Here is a 25,644-nt window from a genome sequence, read left to right on the forward strand (position 1 = left end):
AAAACCTATCAAAAACCCGCCAACCAAACAGCCAGCAGAATTTTCAACACAATCTCAGCCAGAGAGACAAAAACCTGACCAAACAAAAACTAGCAACACCCAGACCCAAAGACCTGAGCGTCACAAAATAAATCATCACATAATCCAAAAACTTGGACACACGATGCCAAAATATGGCATCAAACAATTCATCACACACTATCGAGTTCTCAAAGAACGCACACCTGCTGACGCTACCCCTGAAAAGGGCTTGACCAGCAAGCTTGTTCCGTTTGGAGGATGTTAACCCCGTTTCCGGAGCAACTCTTCCAGCCTACCAGACGCTCTCGACGATCCGCAACTCCGTGTTGTTTCTCGTTTGGGAGTCATCTGGTTCCCGTGATCTCGTTGCGGGCGCACGAGGCACCCGGTGTGATTTCTCGGGGGTTGGTCTGCGCTGAACCCGGTTTCCCTTCCCCGTGACTTTCCCTCTCAGGAGGCCGTCCGGGGCGGCGCCGTGGCGCGCTGACTCGAAGAAAGTTACGCAATGCGTCGGCGAGGGTCAAATCGCCTGGTCAGCACGTGCGCCCACGCACGTTTCCGCAGGTCACGAGCGGTCAGGCCGCGCCCCGCAGCGTCGAATTCACGCCTGAGCCCCCAAAATCGGTGAATGTGATCTGCGTCATTCTGCGCTGGCCAGCTGTCTTTCGGCGTCCCAGTGGACCTTGCGCGAGGCGTCTACCAGCGAGTTCATCGACACGCATCCGAGTCGGAAACCCATACTTTCGGTCAGTGACCTCGCCTGACAGGTCAGTTACGCGTGCGCGGGTCGGCTCCTACCGTTCGAGGTATGACCATGGCCCCAGAGATCAGGAGCGCAGACACCAGGAGCGCGGGCACACCTACGACCAGCACCATCACTGTGCGTCGGGCCGAGCCGGCTACCGGGGTTCTCGCTGCCGAGGGCTTCCGACGATGCGGTTCGCTGTGGTGGCGTCGGACTACTGCGCAGGACGGAACCACGTTGGTCGACATCCGCCATCCGTTCACCAGCGATCTGATCTCCGACGATGTCATGGTGACGGCCCTGATCTGCCTCGTCGAAGACGGCGCGCTCGCCGGCCAGTGGGAGTTCGAGGAGGCCGCGGTCGGACTGATTCGGTCGTCTGCCGCCTCCGACGGCGTCGCGTGGGCGTCGTTCTATGACAACTCGCTGCGAGATCTCGTCACCGGTATCGCCTCCTTCAGCGCCGTCCATCGTCGAGCTCGCAGCCTGGTGTCGGGTTCGACCGTGCTCGAGGTCGGCTGCTGCTTCGGGTTCCTCGCACTGCAGTGCGCCGAAAGTGGACTCGAGGTCAGCGCGTGCGACATCTCGTCTGGTGCGATCAACCTCCTGCGGGCGGCCGCCACGCGACGTCGAACCGTTGTCGACGCGATTGTTGCGAACGCGACCGATCTCCCCTTCGCCGACGATTCGGTCGACACCGTCACCCTCATTCACCTGCTCGAACATTTGTCACGTGACGAAAGACAGCGAGCGCTTGCAGAAGCTCTGCGGGTCGCCCGTAGACGCGTGATTGTCGCCGTCCCCTACGAAGACGAGCCGAGTCCACACTTCGGGCACCTCAGCTGCCTGCGTGAATGCGACCTCGTCGACTGGGCGGGACACGTCGATCATGCGGGCGCGGAGATACTCGACGACCACGGCGGGTGGTTGATCCTCACACCTCGAGCCAGCTAGAGCCGACAGCGCCATTAGCGGCTAGAGCCGACAGCGCCATTAGCGGGCGGACGCCGACTCAGGCCCCAACTCAAATGAGGCCCCGCTTGCTGGCGATGTAGACCGCGTCGGTGCGTTTGGTGACCCCGAGTTTGCGAATGATGTTGCGAATGTGGAACTTCACCGTCGATTCCGAGATGAACAGCGTCTCGCCGATCCGCTTGTTGCTCAGTCCGTCCGCCAGTAGCCGGAGCACCTCGCGCTCGCGCTCGGTCAGTGCCTCGGGACTCTCTCCGCCGCCCGATACCGTCCGCAGCACGATTGCCGCGCTTCGCGGATCGAATGCGCTGCCACCACCCGAAACGGCCTGGATCGCCCGCACGAGTTCGGTCGTATCGACATCCTTGACCACGTATCCACGTGCCCCGGCCTTCACCGCACGCACGACGAGGTCGTCATCGAGGAACGTGGTGAGCACCAGACTGGCCACATCACTGTGCCGCTGCGCGATCTCGGTGATGAGTCGCAGCCCCTCGTACTCGGTGCCTGCCGTCAGCTTGAGATCGACGACAACCACATCCGGGCGGCACCGTGCGACTTCTGCGAGCGCGTGGTCGAACGAACCAGCTTCTCCGACAACGGATATCGTGTCCTCACGCTCAAGCAGTGAGCGTATGCCCGCCCGTAGCAGCGCATGGTCGTCGACCAGCATGGCCCGAATCGAGCCGGTACTGACCTCGGTGGAATTCATCGCACAACCTCCTCGTGTCGAGACCCTGACCCGCTCCGCGTGTGACCCGTCGACGCCGACGCGACGTCGGGCAATGTGGCTGCAATGCGTATCCCACCGAGTCGCGAACGACGGACACGGACCTCGCCACCCAACTGATCCGCACGCGCGGCCATGTTGGCCAGCCCTCGGTGCCTGCCGGCGAGGTCGCCGAGCATCGCCGCGCGCATCACTCGCCGAAGATGCCCTGGGTCTCCCCCGCCGTCGTCGTCGACAGCCAGGCCGACGTGGTCGTCGGCGTAGGTGAGGACCACGCGCGCAGTCTGTGCCCCGGCGTGCACCGCGGTGTTGAACAGCGCCTCGCCCGCGATCCGCAGTACGGCGTGTTGCACGTCATCTGGGACATCACGCGGGCGTCCGACGACGCGGACGTCGGTGTCGAGATCGGCGGGCATGTGCATCGAACACAGTTCGTCGAGCACCTCGCCGAGACTCAGCCCCTCGACCGACGGCGACTGATTGAGCGCGTAGATGACCGACCGCAACTGTTCGACGGCATCGCGCGTCAATTTCCCCGCGACCTCGAGGCGCGCGGCCGTAGCGGCGTCGGACTCGATCCGACACACCTCGATCTGAACGCCTGCCGACAGCACCGACTGCGTGACGGAGTCGTGGAGTTCGCGGGCGATGCGCTCGCGTTCCTCGGTGACCAGACGCTGGCGCATCACGGCGGACAATTCTCGTTGTGTCCGTTGAAGTTCCGCGTTTCGGACGGCGAGGTCAGTCGCCTGCTCACGCGCCTTGGCGTAGGCATCCTCGGCACGCGCGAGCTGATGCCGGCTCTCCTCGAGTAGCGAGGCATTCAGGAGGGCGACCATCGCCTGTCTGGCGAGAATGCGCATCACGACGAGGTCGGCGGAGTCGACGACATGATGATCCGGGGTCCATGCCGAGAGTCCACCGACGACGCGGCCGTCGAGGTGCACAGGGACGTGCAGGTGATGGTCCGCGACAACCGGTCGGCTCAGTTCACTCATCTGACTGCGCAGGATGTCGTTGAGCCTGTTGAGCACCTCATCGGGAAGGTGACTCGGAGTGCGCGCGGCCTGCACACCTTCGAAGGCGTAGATGGTTCCGTCACCGCTCATCATCAGATGCCGCGGCCCGGTGCGGTCGAGTTCACCGTCGCTGAGCGCGAAAACCACCCAGTCGGCGTCGAGGTGCTCGCGCACCGCGCGAACCACCGAGAGAACAAGGTTCTCGGGCCCTTCGGCGGTTTGGACGAGTGCTCGCGAGATGCGGTCGAGCGCGCCGACGACGCGGGCGAGACGTTGCTCGACACCTCGAAACTGCGCGTAGTGCGAGCCCTTGACCGAATGCAAACCGACCAACGAGTCCAACTCCGGCCCGTAGTGATCGGATCCGTACTGATCGGGTTGAGCACCCTGGCCGATCACAGCGCCTCGCGATAGATGCGCGCGACATCGTCGGCAGTCGGTTTGCGGGGGTTGGTCGTCATACATGCGTCGAGCAGCGCGTTGGTGGTCAATACGCCGACATGCTCCTCGCGCACGCCGAGCGATCTGAGATCGGCGGGTAGCCCGACTCTGCGAGACAACGCCGCGACCTCGTCGGCAAGTCGTTCGGCGACGGCGTGGGGCGTTCCACCCCGGACACCCACCGCGTCAGCGAGTTCGACGTAGGGCATCGGATCGGCTGCCGCGTTAAACCGAATGACATGCGGCAAGAGCACCGCGTTGATCGCGCCGTGCGCGGCGTCTACCAGGCCTCCGACTGGGTGGCTCATCGCGTGGGTAGCCCCGAGAATCGCGTTGGTGAAGGCCATGCCGGCTTCGAGCGCCGCGTAGGCCATGTCGGTGCCGCTGTCGGGATCCGACGGGTCATCGACGAACCTCTCGATGCTGTCCCACGCGGTGCTGATCGAACTGAGCGCTGCGCGGTCGCTGAGCCGATTGTGCGCGAGCGACGCGTACGCCTCGAGGCAGTGTGTGATGGCGTCCATCCCCGACTGCGCGGCCACGTCGACGGGAAGTGACGAGAGAGTACGCGGATCGACCACCGAGACGTCCGGCACCAATCCCCGACCGATGATGGTCACCTTGGTCATTCGGTCAACATCGTTGACGATGCAGAACTGCGAGACGTCCGAGCCGCTTCCGGCCGTCGTCGGTGCCGCGATCAGCGGGGGCAACGGTCGTCGGGCGCGATCGATGCCTTCGTACTCGAGAATGTGGCCGCCGTTGGCGGCGAGTATCGCGATCCCTTTCGCCGCGTCGATCACCGACCCGCCGCCCAGGGCAACAATGCCGTCGGCGCCACTCTCCTCGTATCGGGTGAAGCCCTCAACGATCTCGGGTGCCCGCGGGTTCGGCGAGACATCGGTGAACGACGAGACCGACAAACGCTCGGCGTGGAGCACCTGTGCCAACTGCGGATACCACTGGGTCGCGACCAGTCCCCGATCGGAGACGATCAATAGGCGGCGCATCCCGAGTCCTGCCGCGGCGCGTGGGACCTCGGCAAGTGAACCCCGACCGATGATGATCTCCGGCGTATGAAACTTGGCGATGTGTACACCGCCACCACGTACTGCCCGCAGCTCGCGATTCGCCCTCAGCGCGACGGTGTCGACGACATCAGTCCCCACGCAAGTCACCTGCCCATCGCACCGATCACCTTCGGCGTGAATCCTACGCGCGATGTCATCGCTCACGCGCCCGAAGCCGCAACCGAGACCTGCTCCAATTCGGCAAGATCATGCACGACGTTCACGCGATCACAGAAGGACGCATATGCGGGGAGGTCGCACGAGCCCAGACCCCACGAATAGGTCGGCTCCGGCGTCAGCCATATGGTCTCGCGCGCGCGCCGCGTAATCTCTTCGAACGCAGCGAGGTTGGGATCCCTGCCGTTGTTGCGGCCGTCGCCGAGCACGATGACCGTCGTGCGCCTCGTGATGGCTCCGCCATATTCGTCGAGGAAGGTCTGCAGCGCGTTGCCGTAGTCGGAGTCGGCATCGACATCGAGAACCCCACCAGCCGGTAGCCCGGACACGACGAGCGACAGTGCCTCCTCGGCCGGGTGCTCAGCGAACAGATCGCTGATCTCGACGAGGTCGGATACGAAGGCGAACGATCTGACGTGCGCGACCATGCTCTGCAGTCCATGTACGAGTTGCAAGGTGAACCTCGTTGTCGCCCGCACCGACAGCGAGACGTCAGCAAGGATCAGAAGACTCGGCCGGTCCTCGACCTTCGCGACTGTGATCGGGCGGAAAGGAACGCCGTCGAATCGGAGGTTCGCCCGCATCGTGCGCGCCGCATCGACGGTGCCTCGCGAGGCCACCTTGCGACGCGACCGTGGAGCTCCGTGCAGGCTGCGGATCAACCGTCGAACCGAGTCTTCGAGGCTGGCACGCTCTTGTTCGCCGATGACGTCGCGCACGCTCGCCTTGATCTCGCGGTCCTCGAGCTCGTGGTCGGTGGCCATCAGCTGCTCGAGGTGGTCACGCAGTTTCTCCGGCAACCCGTCGAGCATTCCAGCCAATGCGCTACGCAGCGCCGCGAGTTCTTCGGGATCGGGTTGCGCTCCGTCGAGTCCATCGGTGTCATCGATCCAATCGAGTAGAGCCATCTCCTGCGCAACGGACAACTCGGCGTCGAGTTGTGTCGTGTTGCCGCTCACCAACTCTCCCGGCCTGCCTGGGTTGTGCAGTCGAGACACATTGAGCTGAACCCGCGCAGCCTGCTCGGAGTTGGGAACCGAATCGGCCGACAGGACGATCTCGTCGGTCAACGAGGCCATGTCGAGTTTGTTGGACTCCTGGTGGAGGTTGTATTGCTCTGCGAGGTCTTCCGGATCGAAGTACTGCCGGATATTCGACGGCGGACCGTGGCTGTGCCCCTGCGCGGGGGTCTTGCTGACCTCGTCCGACAGCGTGTACTCGTCGAGCTCGCCCTCATCGGACAGGTCGTCGTGGCTGTGCGAGTGCCCTTGATCCCCATCGTTGTCCACAACCGGGCGCAGCGCGAAGAACCTGTCGAAGACCCGGCCGAATGTCTCCTCATCTCGACGATCCTTGATCAGACATGCCTGCAACGCCGAGCGAAGCAGTTCCCGATCGGCGAGGATCTCAGCCGTCGCCACGGCGGCCATCGCGTCCATCGCCTCCGACACACCGATGCGTACGCCGTGCAACCGCAGCAGCCGAATGAAGCGGTGTACAGCCCCTTCCATGAGCGCGCGCCCCCGCTAGACCGGCCGCTTGCGCGCGCCGCGAGCGTTGAACGACCTGCTGCCCTGCGAGGCGCTGATTGCCCTGGTTCCGGCGTCGCTCTTGGCCCCTGGCGATCCGTAGTACTCGTCGCTGTGGCGGCCGGGCTCGTCCTTGGCCGCGCGCCGTGCCTTGCCGGAGTGGTCCGCCGAACCCTTGTCGTCGTGTGAATGATCGTGGTCGCCGTGGTCGTGATCATGCGAGTGCCCCGGACCGTGCGAATGTCCGTGTCCATGACCGTGCGAGTGAAGGTGATCGGGCACCTGAGCATTCGGATCGACAAGGCGCGGCAGTGCATCGAGCGCACGGGTGAGATCCCTGTCGTATTTCACGACTACATTGGCCGTCTGCGACAAAACATCCGCGCTCAGCTCGTCTGCGCCGAGGACGGCGAGGGTGCGCGCCCAGTCGATGGTCTCGGAGATACTCGGGGCTTTTCGTAGGTCGAGATCGCGCAGACCACGGACGATCTCGACGAGCTTGGAGGCGAGGACGTCAGCGAGCCCGGTGTCCTTGGACCTGATGATGTCGAGTTCGCGTGCGGCATCGGGGTAGTCGAGCGAAAGGTGCAGGCAGCGACGTTTCAGAGCTGCGGACAGATCGCGTGTGTTGTTGGAGGTCAAGATGATCATCGGTTGGTGGTTGGCGACGAATGTGCCGATTTCTGGCACCGACACCTGATACTCGGCGAGAAGCTCGAGGAGCACAGCCTCGAGCGCCTCGTCGGCGCGGTCGACCTCGTCGATCAGCAGCACGACGGGCTTCTCGGATCGCACCGCCTCCAGCAGCGGGCGGGGGGCGAGGAATCGCTCGGAGAAGAAGACGCTTTCCTCGGCGCCGATCCGGTCGACGGCCTCCGACAACGACGCGGCGTCGGCGACCACCTGACTGATCTTCTCCCGCAGCACCTGCGTGTAGAGCAGTTGCTTGCCGTAGTCCCACTCGTAGAGCGCTGTGGTCTCGTCCTGGCCCTCGTAACACTGCAGCCGCAACAGTTCTCGTCCTGTGACGTCCGCGAGAGTCTTGGCGAGCTGCGTCTTCCCCACTCCCGCAGGCCCTTCGAGCAGCACGGGTTTGCCCAGTCTGCTCTGCAGGAAAACCGTCGTCGCCAGGCGTTGGTCGGCAAGGTAGCCCGCGTCAGCGAATCGGTTCACTACATCGTCGACGTCGGCGAAGTAAGAGGGGTCAGCGGTGCTGTCGGCTCCGGCTGCGGTGGTGTCATCGGGCGCGGCGGTCTGCACTGACATCGGCGTCTCCTGTGCTGTGCGGATCTCAAGTCGATCGGGGTGTGCGGTGTGGGGCGGGAAGGTTGGATCCGGATGACGGATTCCGTTTTGGGGTACCGGAATCCGTCATCCGGGGCCGTGCCCGCACGGCATGACCGTGCGGAGGACTCGTGACCTACGGCAGCAGTTCGTCGAGGTCGCCGTTGACGCAATGCTCAACGACAGGACGAACCGTCTCGAAGGTGCATTCCTTGGGGTTGCCAGGCGTGCATGCGTCACCGAGGACGTGGTTGGTCAGCGCGTCGATGGTCGCGGCATCGGTGGTGATGTCAGGACGACCCTGGTAGAACTTGGTCGGCCCCTGGCCGAGGCGGTTCTTGGGGTAGGTGTCCTGCTTGACGTCGGCGAACTTCTCGACGATGCCCACGTCACGGAGCAGGCGAATCGCGGCGCCGAGAGCGGCATCGGCAGCCTGCACCTTGGTCATGCCGTGGGTATCGACACCCATCGCCTCAGCCATGTCGGCGTAGCGCTCGTACATCGCCGGCATGTTGAACGCCCAGACGCGGGGCAGGGCGATGGCGTTGTTCAGACCGTGGTGGGTGTCGAAGAAGGCCGACACCGCGTGACTGATCGAGTGGATGATGCCGAGGCCGCCGGAATTGAACGCCTGTGCAGCGATGTACTGCGCGTACATCATTCCCTCGCGACCCTTGAGGTCAACACCGTTCCACGTGGCCTCGCGCAGGTTCTCGGCCGTCATCTTCACCGCGTAGAGGGCGTTGCCCATCGACGGCGGGAAGTTGAGCCGCGAGACGTACGGCTCGGAAGCGTGTGCGAGCACGTCGAAACCACACTGTGCGGTGAAGGCGACCGGGCAATCGTAGTAGAGGACCGGATCGTCGATGGCTAGTGTCGTGACAGCCGCGTCATCGAACGCAACGTACTTATGCGGCTTGTCGGGATCTGTCGTGGTGTCGGTGATGACGTATGCCCACGAAGTCTCCGAACCCGTTCCGGCAGTCGTGGATACGGCGATGTGCGGCGGATTCTTGGGATTCTCGCTCTTGTTGAAACCCTCGAACTCGTTGACATTTCGTCCATCATGGGCGACGGAGATACGGGCACCCTTACAGGCATCGTGCGCGGAGCCGCCACCGATCGAGATGAACGAATCGCACTGCTCGGAGTTGTAGAGCGACACCGCGTCCATGACGTTGTAGTCCTTGGGGTTGGACTCGACCTTGTCGTAGAGCACGACCTCGAGTCCGTGGTACTTGCACGACTCGACGATCTTGTGGACCGTGTCGCTGCCACGCAGGCCGGTCGTCATGATGAGCGTCTTCTTGAAGCCGAGCTTGAGCGCCTCCGGCCCGATCATCTCGTGCGCGCCGGGGCCCATCATGGCGCGCGGAAACGGATGAAATTCCTTGATGGGGAACGGCTTGAGTAGTTCGTCTACCTGCATTTCTGACCTGACCTTCTCGATGCTGCCGACACACGTGGCGTCGGGAGTGGGTGAGCGATCGAGACGTTACGCGCGTCACACCCGGCCTCAGAAGTGCTTTGCGACCGAACCGTCCGATACTGCCGCCAGTACTGACCCCCGGCCGGGTCGGCACCTGACCTTCCGGACAGGTACCCACCTCAGCGTTGACCGGCCCTCGCGCGCCGCAACGTCTCCGCGTCGAAACCCCACGGCAGTTCGAGCCGATGCGCGGCCAACAGTGTGGTGTCGGCAAGGATCGCGTCGACGGAATCGTCGGCGACGACGCGCCCGTCGTCGACGATCACCGCTCGGTCGCACAACTGTGCCGCATACGGCAGGTCGTGGGTGACGACGAGCATCGTCGTGTCGAGCGTGAGCAGGGTGTCCGCGAGTTCACGCCGTGCCACCGGGTCGAGGTTCGCCGAGGGCTCGTCGAGCACCAAGATGTCTGGGCGACAAGCCAATACGGTCGCGAGGGCGCCTCGTCGACGCTGTCCGCCCGACAGGTGGTGGGGACTGGCGTCCGCGTGCCGCGTCATCGACACCGCCTCGAGCGCCTCGGCGACCCGCCGCGCGAGTTCGGGTCCTTCGACGCCGAAGTTCGCGGGACCGAAGGCGACGTCCTCGGCGAGCGTCGGCATGAACAGTTGATCGTCGGGGTCCTGGAACACCAGACCGACGCGCCGTCGCACCTCGCGCAGCGTCGACTTCCCCACCGGTGAGCCATAGATCGACACCGAACCCGACGTCGGCAGGAGCACGCCGTTGAGCGCAAGCATCAGGGTGGTCTTTCCCGCTCCGTTGGGGCCGAGAACTGCCACCCGCTCGCCCTCGGCGACCGACAGGTCGATGCCGTCGAGCGCGAGATGTCCATCGGGATAAGCGAATCGGAGGGCGCGGATGTCGATCGCGTTCATGCCAGACTCCACGCTGTGGCCGCCACCACGACGGCTGCTACCGCGGGAAGCAACACCAGCGTCCACTGCGCAGACGTCGCGCGCGGCGACGTCGCCACGCCGGGCATGTCGGGGATCGCTCCGGTGAACCCCCTCGACATCATCGCGAGGTGTACTCGCTCGCCACGTTCGTAGGAGCGCAGAAATACCGATCCGATGCTCACGGCAACAGCCTTGGCCTGATGCAGTGCGCGCGGAGAATCACCTCGGGCGGTGCGCGCGATCTGCATGCGCTTGACCTCCGCGGACAGCAGATCCACGTACCGCAGCATCATGACGAAGATCGGCGTGATCGTGCGCGGAACCCCGAGCCTGCTCAGCGCGACGGGCAGCTCGCGAGCAGGGGTCGTCGCAGCGAAGGTCAACGACGCCGCGACACCGAGCGTGCCCTTGACGACGATTCCCCAAGCCGCGTAAAGCCCTGCCACGGAAAGGGATACGCCGACGACATCGACGCGACGCCCACCTTCGGCGAACGGCAGAAGCACGGCGAGGACGACAAACGGAACCTCGATCAGCATCCGTGGAAGGATCCACCGGATCGGAACGCGGGCGAGCTGCCACACGACGAGCACGATGGCCGCGAAGCCCAGATAGGGCCAGAACATTTCGCGCGGCGTCGCGACCACGGCGAACACGAACACCACGAGGCAGACCAGTTTGACTTCGGTCGGCGCGCGGTGCACACGCGAGGTGACGTCGCGGTAGAGCGGATGTGCGTGCCCGGCGCCCATCGTCAGTCGTTTGCCTGCGCTGGCGCGACGCTCGTTCGACGGGCGCGGGCGATCAGCCAGAACGCGCCGACCGCCACCGCGAGAGTGACGAGCACCCCGATGATCCCGGCGATGCCGTTGGTGTACTGAGCACCCTTCACCGCATATTCGGCGAGCGGCGACGTCGACATCGCGTGATCGGTGGCGTGCTGTGCGATGCAGGTCCCCTTCAGCTCCTCGACGCCGTTGACCGTGACGGTCTGACAACCCTGCAGAGTGGCCGAATCGAGACCGTCTGGCGAGCTGCTCGCAAAGTAGGACAGCAGTCCCGCGATCAGCAGCGCAACCACGGCGAACAGGATGAGGAAGTGTCGACGCCGCACTCGTGGCGGGCGCGACTCTGACGCGGCGATACTCATGCCGCCACCTCGATTCGCTCGGAGGCATCGCGTTCGCGCCGCAGCAGGTAGACGAGGTCGGGACGCGCTTTGGCGACGGCGACGACAGTCACCGCGGTGATCAGCCCCTCACCGATTCCGATCAGGATATGGGTGCCCCACATGTAGCCCGCGACAGTCGTCAGGGACGTCATCGCGGCACCGCCGATCGCGTACTCGATGACGAATCCTGTTGCAGCGGAGACGGTTCCACACAACGCCGCAATGAACGCGATCGCGCCGAGCCGCGACACCCCGTGGCGTCGGAAACGCAGGAGTCGCGACAACCCGACTGCGACGCCGTACCCGACGAACGTCGAGATCAGGGCCATGTTGGTGATGTTGGCTCCGAGCGCGGTGACGCCGCCGTCGGCGAACAGCAGACACTGCACCACGAGGACGATCGCGATGCACAGTGCACCGGTGTACGGCCCGACCAGAATGGCAGCGAGCGTGCCACCCAGCAGGTGCCCGCTGACGCCGGGCAGGATAGGGAAATTGATCATCTGGACGGCGAAGATGAACGCGGCGACGAGTCCGGCCATCGGTACGGCCTTCTCGTCCAGATCGGTCCGTGCGCGCCACGCACAGAATGCGAGTCCCGCGGCGGCGACGACACCAAACAGAATCGACGTCTGCGCATTGATGATTCCGTCGCTCATGTGCATGGCGACGACGGTGGTGGACATTGAGCGGTGTCCCTTCAACGGGTGAACACGAGTGTGCCGTCAGACCCGTTGGCGTGCAGTCCGAACGAACACGATGCGTCAGACGTTAGGTCCGGCACCGACATCTGTCCACTTATTCAGATGTTGAAGCGGGCAGACTATCCGAACGGTCAGGTGTGACACTGGCCACACGACGCTCCTCGACGACCGACCTGCCTGTTGCCTAGGAGGGCGGGTTGTGGCCAGCACCGATCCAGTGCAGAAGATCGTGGACCGTCTCGTCGTCGAGCCGATAGCTCACCGATCGTCCGACGCGTGTCGACGTGACCCAGCCCTGATGGCGCAGCACGCGCAGCGCCTGCGAGACCGCCGTCTCGGTGCGCCCGACCTCGGTGGCGATGTCGCCGACGATGATGCCCGGATGCCGGTGCAGCAGCAGCAGGATCTCCAGTCGGTGCGGGTCCGACAACAGGTCGAACCTGGTGGACCACTCCGCGATGTCGACGCCGCGAGCGTGCTCAGTGTCGGCCATGTACTTACCCGGTGACGCGTTCGATCTCGCCGCCGAGGCTCCGCAGATTCTCGACGAAGTGCGGATACCCCCGGTCGATGTGCTCGACGTCGTGCACCTCGGTCACCCCGTCTGCGACCAGGCCGGCGAGGACGAGACCTGCACCCGCGCGAATATCCGAACACCACACGGGCGCGCTGGAGAGCCTCTCGATGCCACGAATGACCGCGTGATGGCCGTCCGTACGTGCATCCGCACCGAGGCGAACCATCTCCTCGACGAAGCGGAATCGCGCCTCGAAGACGTTCTCGGTGATCACCGACATCCCCTCGGCGATCGACGCCCAGCCGATCGCCATCGGCTGCAGGTCCGTCGGGAAGCCGGGGAACGGCAGCGTCGAGACGTTGACGGCGGTTGGCCTCCGGTCATGGCTGACACGGAACCCATTCGGATGCGTCTCGACGCGGGCCCCGGTGTCGACGAGCTTGTTCAACACCAGCTGCAGGTGGTGGGGATTGACGCCGTTGACCGTGACGTCGCCGCGGGTCATCACCGCGGCGATACCCCACGTCGCGCCGACGATCCTGTCGCCGACCACCCGGTGGGTGGTGGGATGCAGCCGCTCGACGCCGGTGACCGTCAACGTCGACGTCCCCGCGCCCTCGATCCGCGCACCCATCTGTTGCAGCATCACGCACAGATCGACGATCTCGGGCTCACGGGCAGCATTGTCGATGACCGTCTCACCCTCGGCGAGCACCGCGGCCATCAGGATGTTCTCCGTGGCGCCGACCGAAGGGAATTCGAGTGCGATCGGGGCGCCGACGAGCGCGTCGGCCTCGGCGACCACACAGCCGTGTTCAATCGAGCTGTGCGCGCCCAGCGCGCGCAACCCCGCCTGATGCATGTCGAGTGGTCGGGAACCGATCGCATCGCCACCGGGGAGAGCGACGACGGCGCGTCGACACCGAGCCATCAACGGTCCCAGCACGCACACCGACGCACGGAACTGCTTCACCGCGTCGAAGTCTGCGTGGTACTTGGGTTCTGCGGGCGCTTCGATCGTGACCGTCTCACCGTCGATCTCAACGACAGCACCAAGACCGCGCAGAACGTCGGCCATGAGCGGGACGTCGGCGATCTCGGGCGAATTGGTCAACGTGGTCGTGCCCTCGGCGAGCAACGACGCAGCCATCAGCTTGAGGACACTGTTCTTGGCCCCACCGACCGACACCTCGCCATGCAGGCGTGCTCCCCCGGACACCAGAAACCGATCACTCACGTGAGATACCTTATCCGCCTCACGCCAGTGCTCGACGCACAGCACTGGACCTGCGGTTACATTTGGATTCATGGCCGTGCACTTGACTCGTATCTACACCCGCACCGGCGACGACGGCACCACCGGGCTCAGCGACTTCTCGCGCGTACCCAAGACCGATGCGCGCGTTGTCGCCTACGCCGACTGCGACGAGGCCAACACCGTTATCGGCGCGGCCCTCGCACTGGGTGGGCAGATCCCAGAAGCGATCGCCGGCGTGCTCACGACGGTCCAGAACGACCTCTTCGACGCCGGGGCCGACCTCTCGACACCAGTGGTCGAGGACCCCAAGTATCCGCCGCTACGCATCGAACAGAGCTATATCGATGCCCTCGAATCGTGGTGTGACGACTTCGGCGCCGACCTGGCCGCCCTGAATTCGTTCGTTCTGCCCGGTGGCACCCCGTTCGCCGCGCTATTACACCAGGCGCGCGCAGTCACTCGTCGAGCCGAACGTTCGGCGTGGGCTGCGGTCGACGCCGACCCCGAGCACACGTCCGTCCTACCCGCCCGGTACCTGAATCGGTTGTCGGATCTGCTGTTCATCCTGTCCCGAGTCGCCAATCGCGGACCGGACGGAGAGGGCGACGTCACCTGGATTCCCGGCGGGGATCGTCACCGCCCCTGAGCGCCGTGCTCGAGCGTCACGGCTCGGGCGTTACCGGTCAGGCGCTCCGACGCCGCTGTGAGCGCTGCGGAGCTCCCGCCTCCAGCCACGCCTGGAAGGCCGTGACCCCGTCGAGGGTCAGCGCGAGTTCGTACTCGCTGGGCTCGTCGTCGTCGTGGTATTCACGCACGTGCAGAATGGTCATCCCGTCGAGGATGACGCCCTCGGTGCCTGCAGCACACCGCCGACCGACGATCTCGATGCTGTGGCGGGGGAAGCGGCGTGACGGACCGGGCCGCAGCGAGCTGAGCCGGAAGTACCGCAGCGATTCGTCGCCGTAGTGGACGGTGCCGTGCCGCCAGCCCTCGTCGAGCTCGGCAGGCAGATCACGCAACAGCGCGGGGGTGCCCGCGCTGCGCAATTGTTGTAGTCGGTATGCCAGCAGGCCGCAGACAACCAGCGCCACCACAAGCAGAATCAGCAGGACGACCACAACGGTCACGCGGCATACCTCCCTCGCGCGGGTTGCATCACCGAGATGTCGGCGGGCTGTCGACGGGCTGTTTCGGTGATGACTCCCCCCAGCATGCCAGTAGACCGTATGACGCAGCCAGCCACCCGCGAAGCGCGGGTGGCCGGCAGACGACTACCGAGTCATCGTGATGACTCGTATTCAATTGTGACGCAACGGTTTTCGTCCAGATCAGGACGTCACCGCACGCATCGGCTCGTTCTCGATCAGGCGATCTGCTCCGCGGCGCGCAACCGTGCATGCGCACGGTTGTACTCCGTGGTACCGGGCTCTGCGGACTCGAGCGCGGACTTCTCGGCGTTGACGTCGACGCCGTCGGCCCATTCTGCGGCCTCGGCGAGAATCGTCACCGACTCGCCCGTCACCGAGATGAATCCGCCTTCGACGGCGGCCGCCTTGCGGGTGCCGCTCTCCTCGACGATCACCACGAACCCGCCGGGGACGAGTTGTCCGAGTAGCGGTTCGTGATTGGCCAGCACACCCATCTCGCCGACCGTGGTCTGCGCGATGACGAATGTGGCCTCACCCGAGTACAGCTCGGCGTCGGCGGATACGACCTCGACGTGGAAGGACTTCTCAGCCATGGCGTACCGCTACTTTCCGGCGAGCTTGGCGGCGGCTGCCTCCACGTCGTCGAGGCCACCGCAGCTGTTGAACGCCTGCTCCGGGTAAGCGTCGAACTCGCCCTTGCAGATGCGGTCGAACGCCTCGATGGTGTCGGCGAGCGGCACGACCGATCCGGGCTGGCCGGTGAACTTCTCGGCGACGAGGAAGTTCTGGCCGAGGAACTTCTGGATGCGACGTGCGCGCTGCACCGTCACCTTGTCCTCTTCGGACAGCTCGTCCATACCGAGGATGGCGATGATGTCCTGGAGCTCCTTGTACTTCTGCAGGATGCTCTTGACCTCGTTGGCGACTCGGAAGTGCTCGTCTCCGACGATCGAGGCCTCGAGAATGCGCGACGTCGAGGTCAACGGATCCACCGCGGGGTAGATACCGAGCTGCGAGATCGGACGTGAGAGCTCGGTCGTCGCATCGAGGTGCGCGAACGTCGTGGCAGGCGCGGGGTCGGTGTAGTCGTCCGCTGGCACGTAGATCGCCTGCAGCGAGGTGATCGAGCGACCCTTGGTCGAGGTGATGCGCTCCTGCAGCTCACCCATCTCGTCGGCCAGCGTCGGCTGGTATCCCACGGCAGACGGCATACGACCGAGCAGCGTCGAGACCTCGGAGCCCGCCTGGGTGAATCGGAAGATGTTGTCGATGAACAGAAGCACGTCCTGGTGCTTCACGTCGCGGAAGTACTCGGCCATGGTGAGGGCCGAGAGAGCGACGCGCATACGCGTGCCCGGCGGCTCATCCATCTGACCGAAGACGAGGGCCGTGTCCTGGAGGACACCCATCTCTTCCATTTCCATGATGAGGTCGGTTCCCTCACGGGTCCGCTCACCCACGCCCGCGAACACCGAGGTACCGGAGAACTCACGGGCGATACGGGTGATCATCTCCTGGATGAGCACGGTCTTGCCCACGCCGGCGCCGCCGAACAGGCCGATCTTGCCGCCCTTGACGTACGGGGTCAGCAGGTCGATGACCTTGATGCCGGTCTCGAGGATCTCGGTCTTGCCCTCGAGCTCGTCGAAGGCCGGCGGCTTGCGGTGGATACCCCACTGCTCGCCATCGCGACCGAGGCCCGGGCTGTCGAGGCAGTCGCCGAGGGCGTTGAACACGTGGCCCTTGACCTGGTCACCGACCGGGACACGGATCGGGTAGCCCGAGTCGGTCACGATCGCACCGCGGACGAGGCCGTCGGTGGGCTGCATCGAGATGGTGCGGACCAGGTTGTCGCCGAGGTGCTGTGCGACCTCGAGGGTCAGCGTCTTGGCGACGGCCTCGAGTGTCACCTCGGTGTGCAGGGCGTTGAACAGGCCTGGGATCGAGCTGCGGGGGAACTCGACGTCGACGACGGGGCCGATGATGCGGACAACGCGGCCCTCGGTGGTCCCCGCCGACTGCGACGAGGGTGTCTCTACAGTTGCGGTCATGATGCTTGGGTCACTTCCTTTTGATCGAAGTTTGGGTGGGATCGGCGTCAGTTGGCGAGGGCGCTCGATCCGCCGACGATCTCGCTGATTTCCTGGGTGATCTGGGCCTGGCGGAGCTGGTTGGCCTCACGCGACAACGTCTTGGACAGTTCCTCGGCGTTGTCTGTCGCTGCCTTCATCGCCGTGCGACGTGCGGCCGACTCGGATGCGGCCGAGTCCAGTAGCGCCGCGTAGACGCGCGTGGCGACATACTTCGGCAACAGTGCCTCGAGGAGGGTCTCTGCGCTCGGCTCGAAGCTGTAGTTGCGCGACTCGTCGTCGACCTCGACCTCCCCGTGATCCGGGTTGTCGTTCTCGGTCACCACCAGTGGCGCCATGCGACGGACCTCGGGCGTCTGGGTGAGCATCGTGACGAACCGGGTGTAGACGATGTGCAATTCGTCGACGCCCTCGATGGTTCCCTCGCCGTCCGGCAGATCGATGCTCTCCCCCGACCCCGCCACGAAGAGGTCGACAAGGAAGTTGCTCGCCTGCGCCGCGTCCGCGTACTCCGGCGACTGCGAGAATCCGGTCCACGACGTCGCGACATCCATACCGCGGAAGGTGAAGTAGTTCACGCCCTTGGTGCCCATCACGAAGAGGACCGGCTCCTTGCCCTCCTCACGGATGAGCGAGATGAGCTCGCGCGATGACCGCAGCACGTTCGCGTTGTAACCGCCGGCCATGCCGCGGTCGCTGGTGATCACCAGAATCGCGGCGCGTTTGGGATTCTCGCGCTCCTTGAGCAGCGGATGGTCGAGCGACCCGGCGCTGCTGGCCAGTTCGGAGAGCACCTTGGTCATCTCTTCCGAGTAGGGCTTCGCTGCCGCCACCCGGGCCTGAGCCTTGGTGATACGCGACGTCGCGATCAGCTCCTGCGCCTTGGTGATCTTCTTCGTCGATTGGACCGACCGGATGCGTGAGCGCAGCTCACGAATGCTGGCCATGAGCCCTCACCCCTTCTTCCTTGGCACGGATACGCCCGATGCGGGCACGGACGGACACGCGATCACTTCCGGATCTTGATCTGTTCTTGCTCGACGTCGTCGGCGTCCATCGCGGCTGCCTCTGCCTCGTTGACGACGCGCTTGCCGTCGTGGGTGAGGTAGCTGTTCTTGAACTTGTTGGTCTCGGCGACGAGTGCCTCTGCCTGGTCGTCGGTGAGCACCTGGCCGCCCGCGATCGAGTCGTAGACGCCGGTCGCGTTGTGATGCAGGTGGCTCAGCAGCTGGGTCTCGAAGTTCCGGACATCGTCGACCGGGACCGAGTCGTAGTGGCCCTCACCACAGAGGTAGATCGAAACGATCTCGTCCTCGACCGAGTAGGGGCTGTACTGATCCTGCTTGAGCATCTCGACCCACCGGGCACCGCGCTCGAGCTGCGCCTTCGACGCTGCGTCGAGGTCGGAGGCGAAGGCAGCGAAGGCTTCGAGTTCGCGGAACTGCGCGAGCTCGAGACGCAGCGAGCCGGACACCTTCTTGAGGCCCTTCGTCTGAGCGGCACCACCAACGCGCGAGACCGAGGTACCGACGTTGATCGCAGGACGAACGCCCTTGTTGAACAGGTCGGACTCGAGGAAGACCTGACCGTCGGTGATCGAGATGACGTTGGTCGGAATGAACGCCGACACGTCGTTGGCCTTGGTCTCGATGATCGGCAGCGCGGTCATCGAGCCGCCACCGAGCTCGTCGGAGAGCTTCGCCGCGCGCTCGAGCAGACGCGAGTGCAGGTAGAAGACGTCACCGGGGTAAGCCTCGCGGCCCGGCGGACGACGCAGCAGCAGCGAGATGGCGCGGTAGGCCTCGGCCTGCTTGGTGAGGTCGTCGAAGACCACGAGAACGTGCTTGCCCTGGTACATCCAGTGCTGGCCGAGGGCCGAACCGGTGTACGGGGCCAGCCACTTGAAGCCTGCCGAGTCGGAAGCGGGTGCGGCGACGATGGTGGTGTACTCCATTGCGCCGGCCTCTTCGAGTGCCGTCTTCACACCCGCGATGGTCGAGCCCTTCTGACCGATCGCGACGTAGATGCACCGGACCTGCTTACTCGGGTCGCCGGTTGCCCAGTTGTCCTTCTGGTTCAGGATCGCATCGACACACACAGCGGTCTTACCGGTCTTGCGGTCGCCGATGATGAGCTGACGCTGTCCGCGACCGATCGCGGTCATGGCGTCGATGGCCTTGATGCCGGTAGCCAGCGACTCCTCGACCGGCTGACGCTCGAGCACGGTGGCAGCCTGGAGTTCGAGGACACGATTGTCCTCGGCCTCGATGTCGCCGAGTCCATCGATCGGAGCGCCCAGCGGGTCGACAACGCGACCGAGGAACTTGTCGCCGACGGGCACCGAGAGCACCTCGCCGGTGCGGCTGACCTGGCCGCCTTCTTCGAGATCCTCGTAGTCACCGAGGATGACCGCGCCGATCTCGTCCTCGTCGAGGTTCAGTGCCACACCCTGGATGCCGCCGGGGAACTGCAACAGTTCGTTGGCCATTGCGCCCGGAAGGCCGCTGACGTGGGCGATGCCGTCAGCCGTGTCGGTGATCGTGCCGACCTCGTCGCGCGAGGCTTCGGCTTCGAACGACGAGACGTACTGCTCGATCGCTCCCTTAATCTCGTCTGCTGAGATCGTCAACTCCGCCATGGGTTCTCGTCTTTCTTGATGTCGGTCGGTGTGAGTGAGTCGTGGTGGTGAGGTGTCGTTCGCGACTGCGAGACGCGGCTACCTCGGCAGTGTCTCCGCTGCTTTTGCCAGGCGTGTCGCGATGTCGGCCTCGATGACCTCGTCTCCGACACCGATACGCAGTCCGCCGATGATCGACGGGTCGATCTCGGTCTGCACCGAGATCTTGCGGTGGTAGATCTCGGCGAGCACTCCACCGAGACGTTGCTTCTGAGCATCGCTCAATTCGGCTGCAGACACCACATGGGCGACTGTTTCGCCACGCATGGCCGCGGCCAATTGCGCGAGCTGGTCGACAGCGGACTCCGCGGGCTGCCCGTTGAGGAGGCTGATCGTCTGGGTGAGCAGGTGCGCGGTGTAATTGCCGATCTGGCTCCCCAGCAGCCCGGTGAGCAGGGCGTTACGCCTGTCGGCCGGCTTGGTGAAGTCGGTCAGCAATGAGGCGAGCGTGGGATTCGCCTCGAGTAGACGGCTCACCCGGAACAGTTCGTCCTCGACCTGTTCGATCTGACCGTCACGCTCAGCCGCAGTGAGTACCACCAGCGCGTTCTGTCTGCGCAGCGCGACCAGGATGTCGTTGGGCTGCGACCAGTGCTGAGCAACGGCGGACGCAACGACCTCGACCGCGATCGGCGATGCCTTGCCGTCGAACAGACTGTGCACCAACTGCTTCTTGAGGGCCGGGAAATCCTCGTCCTCGGTGAACTTCTTCCGCAGCACCGGGTTGTGCTGGAGGAAGTCGATGATCTGCGTGAGATCCTCGCTGGCCGCGAGCAACTCCTGCGGAGACTTACCCTCGGTGTTGGAGCTGAACTCGCGCGCGACCGCACGTGCCGCGTCACGGCTGGCGGCGTGCATCGAGTGCAACCCGATCAGTTCACTCGAACTCGGCACCCCGGTCGAGGGCTGTCCGCCCCGCGACATGGCCGCGAGCTCGTCGATGACCCGATCGACGGTCTCCGACTGGTTGGCCGGGTCGGCGAGGTGATCGCGCACGATCTTGCCTGCGCCATCGACCGCGGTGAGTCCGAGCTCGCTACGCAACTGGCGGACCATCGACGTGCGAATGAGTTCGCCCTGCGCCTTGCCGTGCTCGGAGATGCGCTTGACCTCGACGTCGGCCTGCTTGTGCAGGTCGTCGGCGATGCCCTTGGCATCCTCGATCGCACCCTCGTGTAGTTGTTTGGCCTCGACCTTGGCCTGCTCGATCGAGCGCTCGTGTGCGACCTTGGCGTCTTCGAGGCGCGCCTTGGCCGCATCGCTCTCGGCCACCTGCTGGTCGACGACGTCCTGTGCGCTCTTCACGGTCTTCCGCAAGAACGGCACGACGAACTTCCACAACAGCGCAATGATGAGCAGAAAGCCGACAAGCTGTCCGATAAATACGTCCACTGCTACTTCACCGTCTCAGTCTCTGGCGAGGCGGTCGTCGCCCCTGAACTTTGCACGCCGGCACCCTGTGTCCCGAGAACACGGTCAGCAAGCGTCCGCGACAGTGAGTCGACGTCGCGCTTGGCCTCGGTCATGGCGTTGTCGGCCTCAACCTTGAGGTCTGCGGAGATCTTCGCGAGAGCGGCGTCGGCCTCATCCTTTGCACGCCGCTTCGCATCCGACAACTCCTCGTTCCCCTTGGCCCGCGCTTCGTCCCGGATTCTGGTCGCGTCGGCGCGGGCTTCCTTCATTCGGGCCTGATACTCCCGGTCGGCGTCCTCGTAGATCGCCGCAGCGGCATTGTTGTCCTCAGCAGTCTTCGCGACCCGTGCCTGCCGTTCGTCGAGCACCTTGACAATCGGTTGCACGATCCACGCGCGGATCACGATCAGCACGACGACGAAGATCAGCAGACACGCGAAGAACGTGCCATTGGGGATCAAGAAGTTCTCTGCGGCGAGATTCATGGTTCAGATGTCCCTTGTTGTTCGAGGAACCCGACTAAAACCGGGAAGATCAGGACTGGCCGGAAATCGGGGTGGCGAACACGAACAGCGCCATGAACGCGAGGTTGATGAAGTACGCGGCCTCGACCAGACCGACGGTGATGAAGAACGGAGTGAACAGACGGCCCTGTGCCTCCGGCTGACGTGCGATGCCGGAGATCAAGGCGGAACCGGCGATACCGTCACCGACGCCGGCACCGATTGCGCCGCCACCCATGATGAGGCCGCCACCGATCAACGCGCCCAGACCAATCAGATTCGGATCCATTGAGAACTTTCCTTTCGGGTGATACTGGCAATCGGATTGCCAGGTCTAAGGTCCGACCGACGCGGTGCCGGCCGGGGTCGGACTAGCTAGTGGTCTTCGTCCGTCTCCATGGCCTGGCTGAAGTACAGCACGGTCAGCAGGGAGAAGATGAATGCCTGGATGAGGCCGACGAACAGGTCGAACGACTTCCAGATCGCGTTCGGCGCCCACATGATGTAGGCGGGGAACAGCGCGATCAGCGCGACCATGATGCTGCCTGCGAACATGTTGCCGAAAAGACGGAGGGAGAGCGAAACAGGCTTCGCGATCTCTTCGATGATGTTGATCGGGGCCAGGAATGCGACGTGACCCTTGACCAGACGCTTGAAGTGACCGATCGGTCCGCGGCGTCGGATTCCGGCAGCCATGTACCAGACGAAGACGAACAACGCGAGGGCGTAACAGAAGTTGACATCGCTGGCCGCGGGCGCGAACACCTCGGCGCTCTTGCCCTCGGAGTCGGCGTACTGCAATGGCAGCACCGACAGCCAGTTCGCGATGAGGATGAACGTGAAGAGGGTGACGGCAAGGGGTAGGACGAAGCCGCCGACCTTCATGCCCATCGAGTTCTCGATCTGGCTGCGCATCTGTGTGGTGACGGCCTCGAAGAACAACTGCACCGAATTGGGACGCTTGGAGGTCATCCGCGAGCGCACGAAGAACGCGAGCGCGATCACGATCACTGCCGCGATGGCGGTGGCGATGATCGTGTCGATGTTCCACGTCATGCCCAGCCATTCCACCTGCTTGTGGTGGCCGACCTCGATCTGGGCCTCGGCCAGCACGAGGGTATCGGCGCCGTAAGTCGATGCGATCATAGCTGCTTACGAAGTCCTTTCATCACCGGAATCACCGTGTTCAGCACCAGGACAACCTGGCCGAGAGCGAGTCCGAACATCACGCCCAGCCCTTCGGGCCGGAACAGGAACGCCGCCGCCAGCGCGAGCACAGTGATGGCTCCGAGGCGTGCGGCAGAGTTGACGGCGAGCAGTTTCTTGCGAGGATTCTCTTCTGCCGCAACACGTTCGACGGACATGATGACCATCTTGGTGTTGATGAAGACGGCGACCACACCGATTGCGAAGAACAGCGGGAACAACCAGCTCCCGAGGAACACCGCAATGATCGCGACGATGACGGTCAGTACGGCGGCGATGATCGCCGGTCGTCGGAGGCCGGTCGGCGCGGGCGGGTAATACACGGGAGCCGAGTCAGGGGCGGACGTCGCCATTGCCTCTCCTCACGTGAACGCCTCAATGCCAAGGGCATCAGGCTATGAGCGTCCGTCTTCGCGGCAGGTGCCGCCGAGCGTACGCTCTGCATTTGCAGTGACCTTATCAACACGGCTTGCCGTGGTCACCGGGGGGTGGCCTCGCAGAACGTGTTGGCTTCCCGAGGTGGGGGCACGTCGCGCCCGTGGCGCGTCATACGCTTCCCCCTCAAGTACTACAGCTGATAGTACACGATTTTACTGTCCGGTTACCTAACCGGTCGGCCGACCGTCCCCCACCCTGCCGAATCGGCCCCTACCTGGCCTTTCGATCATTCACTGCTGCCACTGAGGACGTGTGGTCAACGTAGGGCCCGCGCGGTCCGCAGCTCCGCGATGCGCCGCTGAAGCCGAGGTGCCATTGTCGCCAACATCGCGACCACGAGACCGGCTGCAAACGCAGGCACGACCACCGACATCGGGAAGATCGTGCTCGCAGCCACCGAGAACGCCAGGATGCCCACCCAGAGGTAGATGATCAGCGCAACGCGACGCTGTGAATGCCCCAGTTCGAGCAGGCGGTGATGCAGGTGCAGCTTGTCGGGCGTATAGAACCCGACGCCTGCCCTGGTGCGTCGCACCACCGCCATCAGCATGTCGAGCATCGGAATGAAGACAACCGCCGCAACCAGGATCAGGGGCGAGAGCAGTGTGAACACGTCGGCAGGACCGTACGCATTCACCGCGATACGGCCCGACGCACTCGTCGACGCCGCCGCGAGCATCAAGCCGATGAGCATCGCACCCGAGTCCCCCATGAAGATCCTCGCAGGCGAGAAGTTGTGCGGAAGGAACCCGAGGCAGGCGCCCGCGAGTGCGACCGAGATCAGCGCGGGTGGGTAGTAGCTGACGTCGCCCCCCTGATCGCGAAGCAGCCCGAGCGAGAACATGCAGATGGCCGACGCGGAGATGAGTCCGAGTCCCGCGGCGAGACCGTCGAGTCCGTCGATGAAGTTGACGGCGTTGATGGTGGCGACGGTGATCACGACTGTCAGGAGTCCTGACTGGAACGGGTCGAGGACGATGGTCCCGATGTTTCCGAACGGGACGGGCACCTGCAGCCAGCTCACTCCCATCACCACCATGACGCCCGCCGCGGTCAGCTGACCGACGAACTTCGTCAGTGCGTCGAGTCCCCACCGGTCGTCGATGATCCCGACGATGACGATGACCGCCCCTGCGGTCACCACCGCCCCCATGTCGTTGGTGTAGGCGAAACCCCGGTTGAGCGCAGGGAGATTGGCGGCCAGGACGATAGCCGCGACCACGCCGGCGAACATGCCGACTCCGCCGAGTCGCGGGGTGGGAATGGTGTGCACGTCTCGGACACGGGGCACAGCCACCGCACCCACTCGGATCGCGATCACACGGACCAGCGATGTCAGCAGGTATGTGATGGCCGCCGCGGTCAGCCCGACCAGCAGCAACTCGCGCAGCGGAACACCGGCACCGCCCGAGCCGGAGTCGGCAGACAGCATGTCCGCGACGACCATGCTGGTACCGGTGACGGGCTCGAGCATCAGTTGACCAGGCTGGCCGGATCGACGTCGAGCACCTCTGCCACCTCGGCCGTGGTCACTGCCCCCTCGCGCAGCACGCGGGGTGTGGATCCGGTGATGTCGACGATGGTCGACGGCTCCCCCTTGGGCGCCCTCCCACCGTCGAGGTACACCGACACCGAGTCGCCGAGCTGCTCGCGGGCATCGTCGCACGTGATGGCGGGAGGCCTGCCCGACACGTTGGCACTCGAAACCGCCATTGGCCCGACCTCGCGCAGCACCTCGATGGCCACCGGATGCAGCGGCATCCGCAACATCACGGTGCCCGACGTGTCGCCGAGATCCCAGGCGAGCGACGGAGCCTGTTCGACGACGAGACTCACGCTGCCCGGCCAGAACGCCTCGACAAGGCTGCGCGCCACGGCCGACACCGACAAGACGAGACCGTCGATGGAATGCCAGGAGCCAACCAGAACCGGGACCGGCATGTCGCGTCCCCGGTGTTTCGCGGCCAGGAGATCGGTGACGGCCTCGGCGTCGAACGCGTTGCAGCCGATGCCGTAGACGGTGTCGGTCGGTGTGACGATCAGGCGTCCCGCCTTGGCTGCCCCCACGGCCGCCTGGATTCCGGCGGAGCGGATTGCCTCGTCAGAGCAATCGAAAACGGTACTCACCCGTTCATCCTTTCAC

General features: G+C 64.5%; 27 protein-coding genes. 3 read left to right on the forward strand and 24 right to left on the reverse strand.

All coding sequences use genetic code 11. The annotated features are described in order from the left end of the window. Positions 1-286 (forward strand): hypothetical protein (locus GOSPT_RS24110; RefSeq protein WP_217996116.1); only part of this gene is annotated, 286 nt, incomplete at its 5' end. Between the two features lie 543 nt (positions 287-829). Next, complete coding sequence (gene mftM, locus GOSPT_RS09775) at positions 830-1,720, forward strand: mycofactocin oligosaccharide methyltransferase MftM (protein ID WP_231894508.1); 891 nt, start codon at positions 830-832, stop codon at positions 1,718-1,720. A gap of 70 nt (positions 1,721-1,790) precedes the next feature. Here the strand turns inward: mftM and GOSPT_RS09780 are convergent, their stop codons facing one another. The 12 genes from GOSPT_RS09780 to murA form a co-directional block, all read right to left on the reverse strand. Next, positions 1,791-2,450, reverse strand: a complete 660-nt coding sequence (locus tag GOSPT_RS09780) for a MadR family response regulator transcription factor (RefSeq protein ID WP_005205696.1) — start codon at positions 2,448-2,450, stop codon at positions 1,791-1,793. Next, positions 2,447-3,886 (reverse strand): MadS family sensor histidine kinase, encoded by a 1,440-nt coding sequence (locus GOSPT_RS09785; RefSeq protein WP_005205697.1) that lies wholly within the window; start codon positions 3,884-3,886, stop codon positions 2,447-2,449. Before GOSPT_RS09785 ends, GOSPT_RS09780 begins: the two co-directional genes overlap by 4 nt. Continuing rightward, the gene (locus GOSPT_RS09790; RefSeq protein ID WP_082965411.1) at positions 3,883-5,067 is read right to left on the reverse strand and encodes an iron-containing alcohol dehydrogenase; all 1,185 of its coding nucleotides are present in this window, start codon (positions 5,065-5,067) and stop codon (positions 3,883-3,885) included. Before GOSPT_RS09790 ends, GOSPT_RS09785 begins: the two co-directional genes overlap by 4 nt. 92 nt (positions 5,068-5,159) lie before the next feature. Continuing rightward, on the reverse strand, positions 5,160-6,686 hold the full coding sequence (locus tag GOSPT_RS09795; protein WP_005205703.1) for a VWA domain-containing protein: 1,527 nt from the start codon (positions 6,684-6,686) through the stop codon (positions 5,160-5,162). Between the two features lie 15 nt (positions 6,687-6,701). After that, a complete protein-coding gene (locus GOSPT_RS09800; protein ID WP_005205705.1) occupies positions 6,702-7,970 on the reverse strand; it encodes an AAA family ATPase in 1,269 nt (422 codons plus the stop codon). A 154-nt stretch (positions 7,971-8,124) separates the two neighbouring features. Further along, positions 8,125-9,417 carry an NDMA-dependent methanol dehydrogenase gene (mdo, locus tag GOSPT_RS09805; RefSeq protein ID WP_005205706.1) on the reverse strand — a complete coding sequence of 431 codons (1,293 nt, stop codon included), beginning with the start codon at positions 9,415-9,417 and terminating at the stop codon, positions 8,125-8,127. A gap of 179 nt (positions 9,418-9,596) precedes the next feature. After that, positions 9,597-10,355, reverse strand: coding sequence for an energy-coupling factor ABC transporter ATP-binding protein (locus tag GOSPT_RS09810; protein WP_005205707.1), 759 nt, complete (start codon positions 10,353-10,355; stop codon positions 9,597-9,599). Then, positions 10,352-11,128: a cobalt ECF transporter T component CbiQ gene (gene cbiQ, locus GOSPT_RS09815; RefSeq protein WP_005205708.1), complete on the reverse strand. Its 777-nt coding sequence runs from the start codon at positions 11,126-11,128 to the stop codon at positions 10,352-10,354. The genes GOSPT_RS09810 and cbiQ overlap by 4 nt, the downstream gene beginning before the upstream one ends. A gap of 2 nt (positions 11,129-11,130) precedes the next feature. Then, entirely contained in the window at positions 11,131-11,526 is a 396-nt protein-coding gene (locus tag GOSPT_RS09820) for a PDGLE domain-containing protein (protein WP_005205710.1), read from the reverse strand. Beyond that, positions 11,523-12,233: an energy-coupling factor ABC transporter permease gene (locus tag GOSPT_RS09825; RefSeq protein WP_005205712.1), complete on the reverse strand. Its 711-nt coding sequence runs from the start codon at positions 12,231-12,233 to the stop codon at positions 11,523-11,525. The genes GOSPT_RS09820 and GOSPT_RS09825 overlap by 4 nt, the downstream gene beginning before the upstream one ends. A gap of 202 nt (positions 12,234-12,435) precedes the next feature. Then, complete coding sequence (locus tag GOSPT_RS09830; RefSeq protein WP_005205714.1) at positions 12,436-12,744, reverse strand: ArsR/SmtB family transcription factor; 309 nt, start codon at positions 12,742-12,744, stop codon at positions 12,436-12,438. A gap of 4 nt (positions 12,745-12,748) precedes the next feature. Further along, the gene (gene murA, locus GOSPT_RS09835) at positions 12,749-14,005 is read right to left on the reverse strand and encodes a UDP-N-acetylglucosamine 1-carboxyvinyltransferase (protein WP_039855512.1); all 1,257 of its coding nucleotides are present in this window, start codon (positions 14,003-14,005) and stop codon (positions 12,749-12,751) included. Between the two features lie 70 nt (positions 14,006-14,075). Between murA and GOSPT_RS09840 the strand changes: the two genes are divergently transcribed. Next, a complete protein-coding gene (locus GOSPT_RS09840; RefSeq protein ID WP_005205718.1) occupies positions 14,076-14,672 on the forward strand; it encodes a cob(I)yrinic acid a,c-diamide adenosyltransferase in 597 nt (198 codons plus the stop codon). Positions 14,673-14,709: 37 nt separating this feature from the next. Here the strand turns inward: GOSPT_RS09840 and GOSPT_RS09845 are convergent, their stop codons facing one another. The 12 genes from GOSPT_RS09845 to GOSPT_RS09900 form a co-directional block, all read right to left on the reverse strand. Further along, on the reverse strand, positions 14,710-15,153 hold the full coding sequence (locus GOSPT_RS09845; RefSeq protein ID WP_005205720.1) for a DUF2550 domain-containing protein: 444 nt from the start codon (positions 15,151-15,153) through the stop codon (positions 14,710-14,712). A gap of 236 nt (positions 15,154-15,389) precedes the next feature. After that, complete coding sequence (locus GOSPT_RS09850) at positions 15,390-15,767, reverse strand: F0F1 ATP synthase subunit epsilon (RefSeq protein ID WP_005205722.1); 378 nt, start codon at positions 15,765-15,767, stop codon at positions 15,390-15,392. A 9-nt stretch (positions 15,768-15,776) separates the two neighbouring features. Further along, positions 15,777-17,225 carry a F0F1 ATP synthase subunit beta gene (gene atpD, locus GOSPT_RS09855; protein ID WP_005205724.1) on the reverse strand — a complete coding sequence of 483 codons (1,449 nt, stop codon included), beginning with the start codon at positions 17,223-17,225 and terminating at the stop codon, positions 15,777-15,779. Between the two features lie 47 nt (positions 17,226-17,272). Next, positions 17,273-18,211: a F0F1 ATP synthase subunit gamma gene (locus GOSPT_RS09860; protein ID WP_005179406.1), complete on the reverse strand. Its 939-nt coding sequence runs from the start codon at positions 18,209-18,211 to the stop codon at positions 17,273-17,275. A gap of 62 nt (positions 18,212-18,273) precedes the next feature. Continuing rightward, the gene (gene atpA, locus GOSPT_RS09865; protein ID WP_005179408.1) at positions 18,274-19,902 is read right to left on the reverse strand and encodes a F0F1 ATP synthase subunit alpha; all 1,629 of its coding nucleotides are present in this window, start codon (positions 19,900-19,902) and stop codon (positions 18,274-18,276) included. A gap of 78 nt (positions 19,903-19,980) precedes the next feature. Next, the gene (locus GOSPT_RS09870) at positions 19,981-21,333 is read right to left on the reverse strand and encodes a F0F1 ATP synthase subunit B/delta (RefSeq protein WP_005205727.1); all 1,353 of its coding nucleotides are present in this window, start codon (positions 21,331-21,333) and stop codon (positions 19,981-19,983) included. A gap of 2 nt (positions 21,334-21,335) precedes the next feature. Continuing rightward, on the reverse strand, positions 21,336-21,839 hold the full coding sequence (locus GOSPT_RS09875) for a F0F1 ATP synthase subunit B family protein (protein ID WP_005205728.1): 504 nt from the start codon (positions 21,837-21,839) through the stop codon (positions 21,336-21,338). 49 nt (positions 21,840-21,888) lie between these two features. After that, positions 21,889-22,146 (reverse strand): F0F1 ATP synthase subunit C, encoded by a 258-nt coding sequence (locus GOSPT_RS09880; protein ID WP_005179417.1) that lies wholly within the window; start codon positions 22,144-22,146, stop codon positions 21,889-21,891. Positions 22,147-22,232: 86 nt separating this feature from the next. Further along, on the reverse strand, positions 22,233-23,003 hold the full coding sequence (gene atpB, locus GOSPT_RS09885; RefSeq protein WP_005205732.1) for a F0F1 ATP synthase subunit A: 771 nt from the start codon (positions 23,001-23,003) through the stop codon (positions 22,233-22,235). Next, positions 23,000-23,416, reverse strand: coding sequence for an ATP synthase subunit I (locus GOSPT_RS09890; protein WP_005205734.1), 417 nt, complete (start codon positions 23,414-23,416; stop codon positions 23,000-23,002). Before GOSPT_RS09890 ends, atpB begins: the two co-directional genes overlap by 4 nt. Before the next feature lie 341 nt (positions 23,417-23,757). Then, complete coding sequence (locus tag GOSPT_RS09895) at positions 23,758-24,975, reverse strand: MraY family glycosyltransferase (protein WP_005205736.1); 1,218 nt, start codon at positions 24,973-24,975, stop codon at positions 23,758-23,760. Further along, complete coding sequence (locus GOSPT_RS09900; protein ID WP_005205738.1) at positions 24,975-25,628, reverse strand: L-threonylcarbamoyladenylate synthase; 654 nt, start codon at positions 25,626-25,628, stop codon at positions 24,975-24,977. The genes GOSPT_RS09895 and GOSPT_RS09900 overlap by 1 nt, the downstream gene beginning before the upstream one ends. Positions 25,629-25,644: the final 16 nt, after the last annotated feature.

This window comes from Gordonia sputi NBRC 100414 (assembly GCF_000248055.1).
Lineage (GTDB): Bacteria > Actinomycetota > Actinomycetes > Mycobacteriales > Mycobacteriaceae > Gordonia > Gordonia sputi.

Excerpts from the sequence above, each read along its gene's own strand:
- mftM (WP_231894508.1), top strand. The coding sequence starts at position 830 with ATGACCATGGCCCCAGAGATCAGGAGCGCAGACACCAGGAGCGCGGGC.
- GOSPT_RS09780 (WP_005205696.1), bottom strand. The coding sequence starts at position 2,450 with ATGAATTCCACCGAGGTCAGTACCGGCTCGATTCGGGCCATGCTGGTC.
- GOSPT_RS09795 (WP_005205703.1), bottom strand. The coding sequence starts at position 6,686 with ATGGAAGGGGCTGTACACCGCTTCATTCGGCTGCTGCGGTTGCACGGC.
- GOSPT_RS09800 (WP_005205705.1), bottom strand. The coding sequence starts at position 7,970 with ATGTCAGTGCAGACCGCCGCGCCCGATGACACCACCGCAGCCGGAGCC.
- mdo (WP_005205706.1), bottom strand. The coding sequence starts at position 9,417 with ATGCAGGTAGACGAACTACTCAAGCCGTTCCCCATCAAGGAATTTCAT.
- GOSPT_RS09810 (WP_005205707.1), bottom strand. The coding sequence starts at position 10,355 with ATGAACGCGATCGACATCCGCGCCCTCCGATTCGCTTATCCCGATGGA.
- cbiQ (WP_005205708.1), bottom strand. The coding sequence starts at position 11,128 with ATGGGCGCCGGGCACGCACATCCGCTCTACCGCGACGTCACCTCGCGT.
- GOSPT_RS09820 (WP_005205710.1), bottom strand. The coding sequence starts at position 11,526 with ATGAGTATCGCCGCGTCAGAGTCGCGCCCGCCACGAGTGCGGCGTCGA.
- GOSPT_RS09825 (WP_005205712.1), bottom strand. The coding sequence starts at position 12,233 with ATGTCCACCACCGTCGTCGCCATGCACATGAGCGACGGAATCATCAAT.
- GOSPT_RS09830 (WP_005205714.1), bottom strand. The coding sequence starts at position 12,744 with ATGGCCGACACTGAGCACGCTCGCGGCGTCGACATCGCGGAGTGGTCC.
- GOSPT_RS09840 (WP_005205718.1), top strand. The coding sequence starts at position 14,076 with ATGGCCGTGCACTTGACTCGTATCTACACCCGCACCGGCGACGACGGC.
- GOSPT_RS09850 (WP_005205722.1), bottom strand. The coding sequence starts at position 15,767 with ATGGCTGAGAAGTCCTTCCACGTCGAGGTCGTATCCGCCGACGCCGAG.
- atpD (WP_005205724.1), bottom strand. The coding sequence starts at position 17,225 with ATGACCGCAACTGTAGAGACACCCTCGTCGCAGTCGGCGGGGACCACC.
- GOSPT_RS09860 (WP_005179406.1), bottom strand. The coding sequence starts at position 18,211 with ATGGCCAGCATTCGTGAGCTGCGCTCACGCATCCGGTCGGTCCAATCG.
- atpA (WP_005179408.1), bottom strand. The coding sequence starts at position 19,902 with ATGGCGGAGTTGACGATCTCAGCAGACGAGATTAAGGGAGCGATCGAG.
- GOSPT_RS09875 (WP_005205728.1), bottom strand. The coding sequence starts at position 21,839 with ATGAATCTCGCCGCAGAGAACTTCTTGATCCCCAATGGCACGTTCTTC.
- GOSPT_RS09880 (WP_005179417.1), bottom strand. The coding sequence starts at position 22,146 with ATGGATCCGAATCTGATTGGTCTGGGCGCGTTGATCGGTGGCGGCCTC.
- atpB (WP_005205732.1), bottom strand. The coding sequence starts at position 23,003 with ATGATCGCATCGACTTACGGCGCCGATACCCTCGTGCTGGCCGAGGCC.
- GOSPT_RS09890 (WP_005205734.1), bottom strand. The coding sequence starts at position 23,416 with ATGGCGACGTCCGCCCCTGACTCGGCTCCCGTGTATTACCCGCCCGCG.
- GOSPT_RS09895 (WP_005205736.1), bottom strand. The coding sequence starts at position 24,975 with ATGCTCGAGCCCGTCACCGGTACCAGCATGGTCGTCGCGGACATGCTG.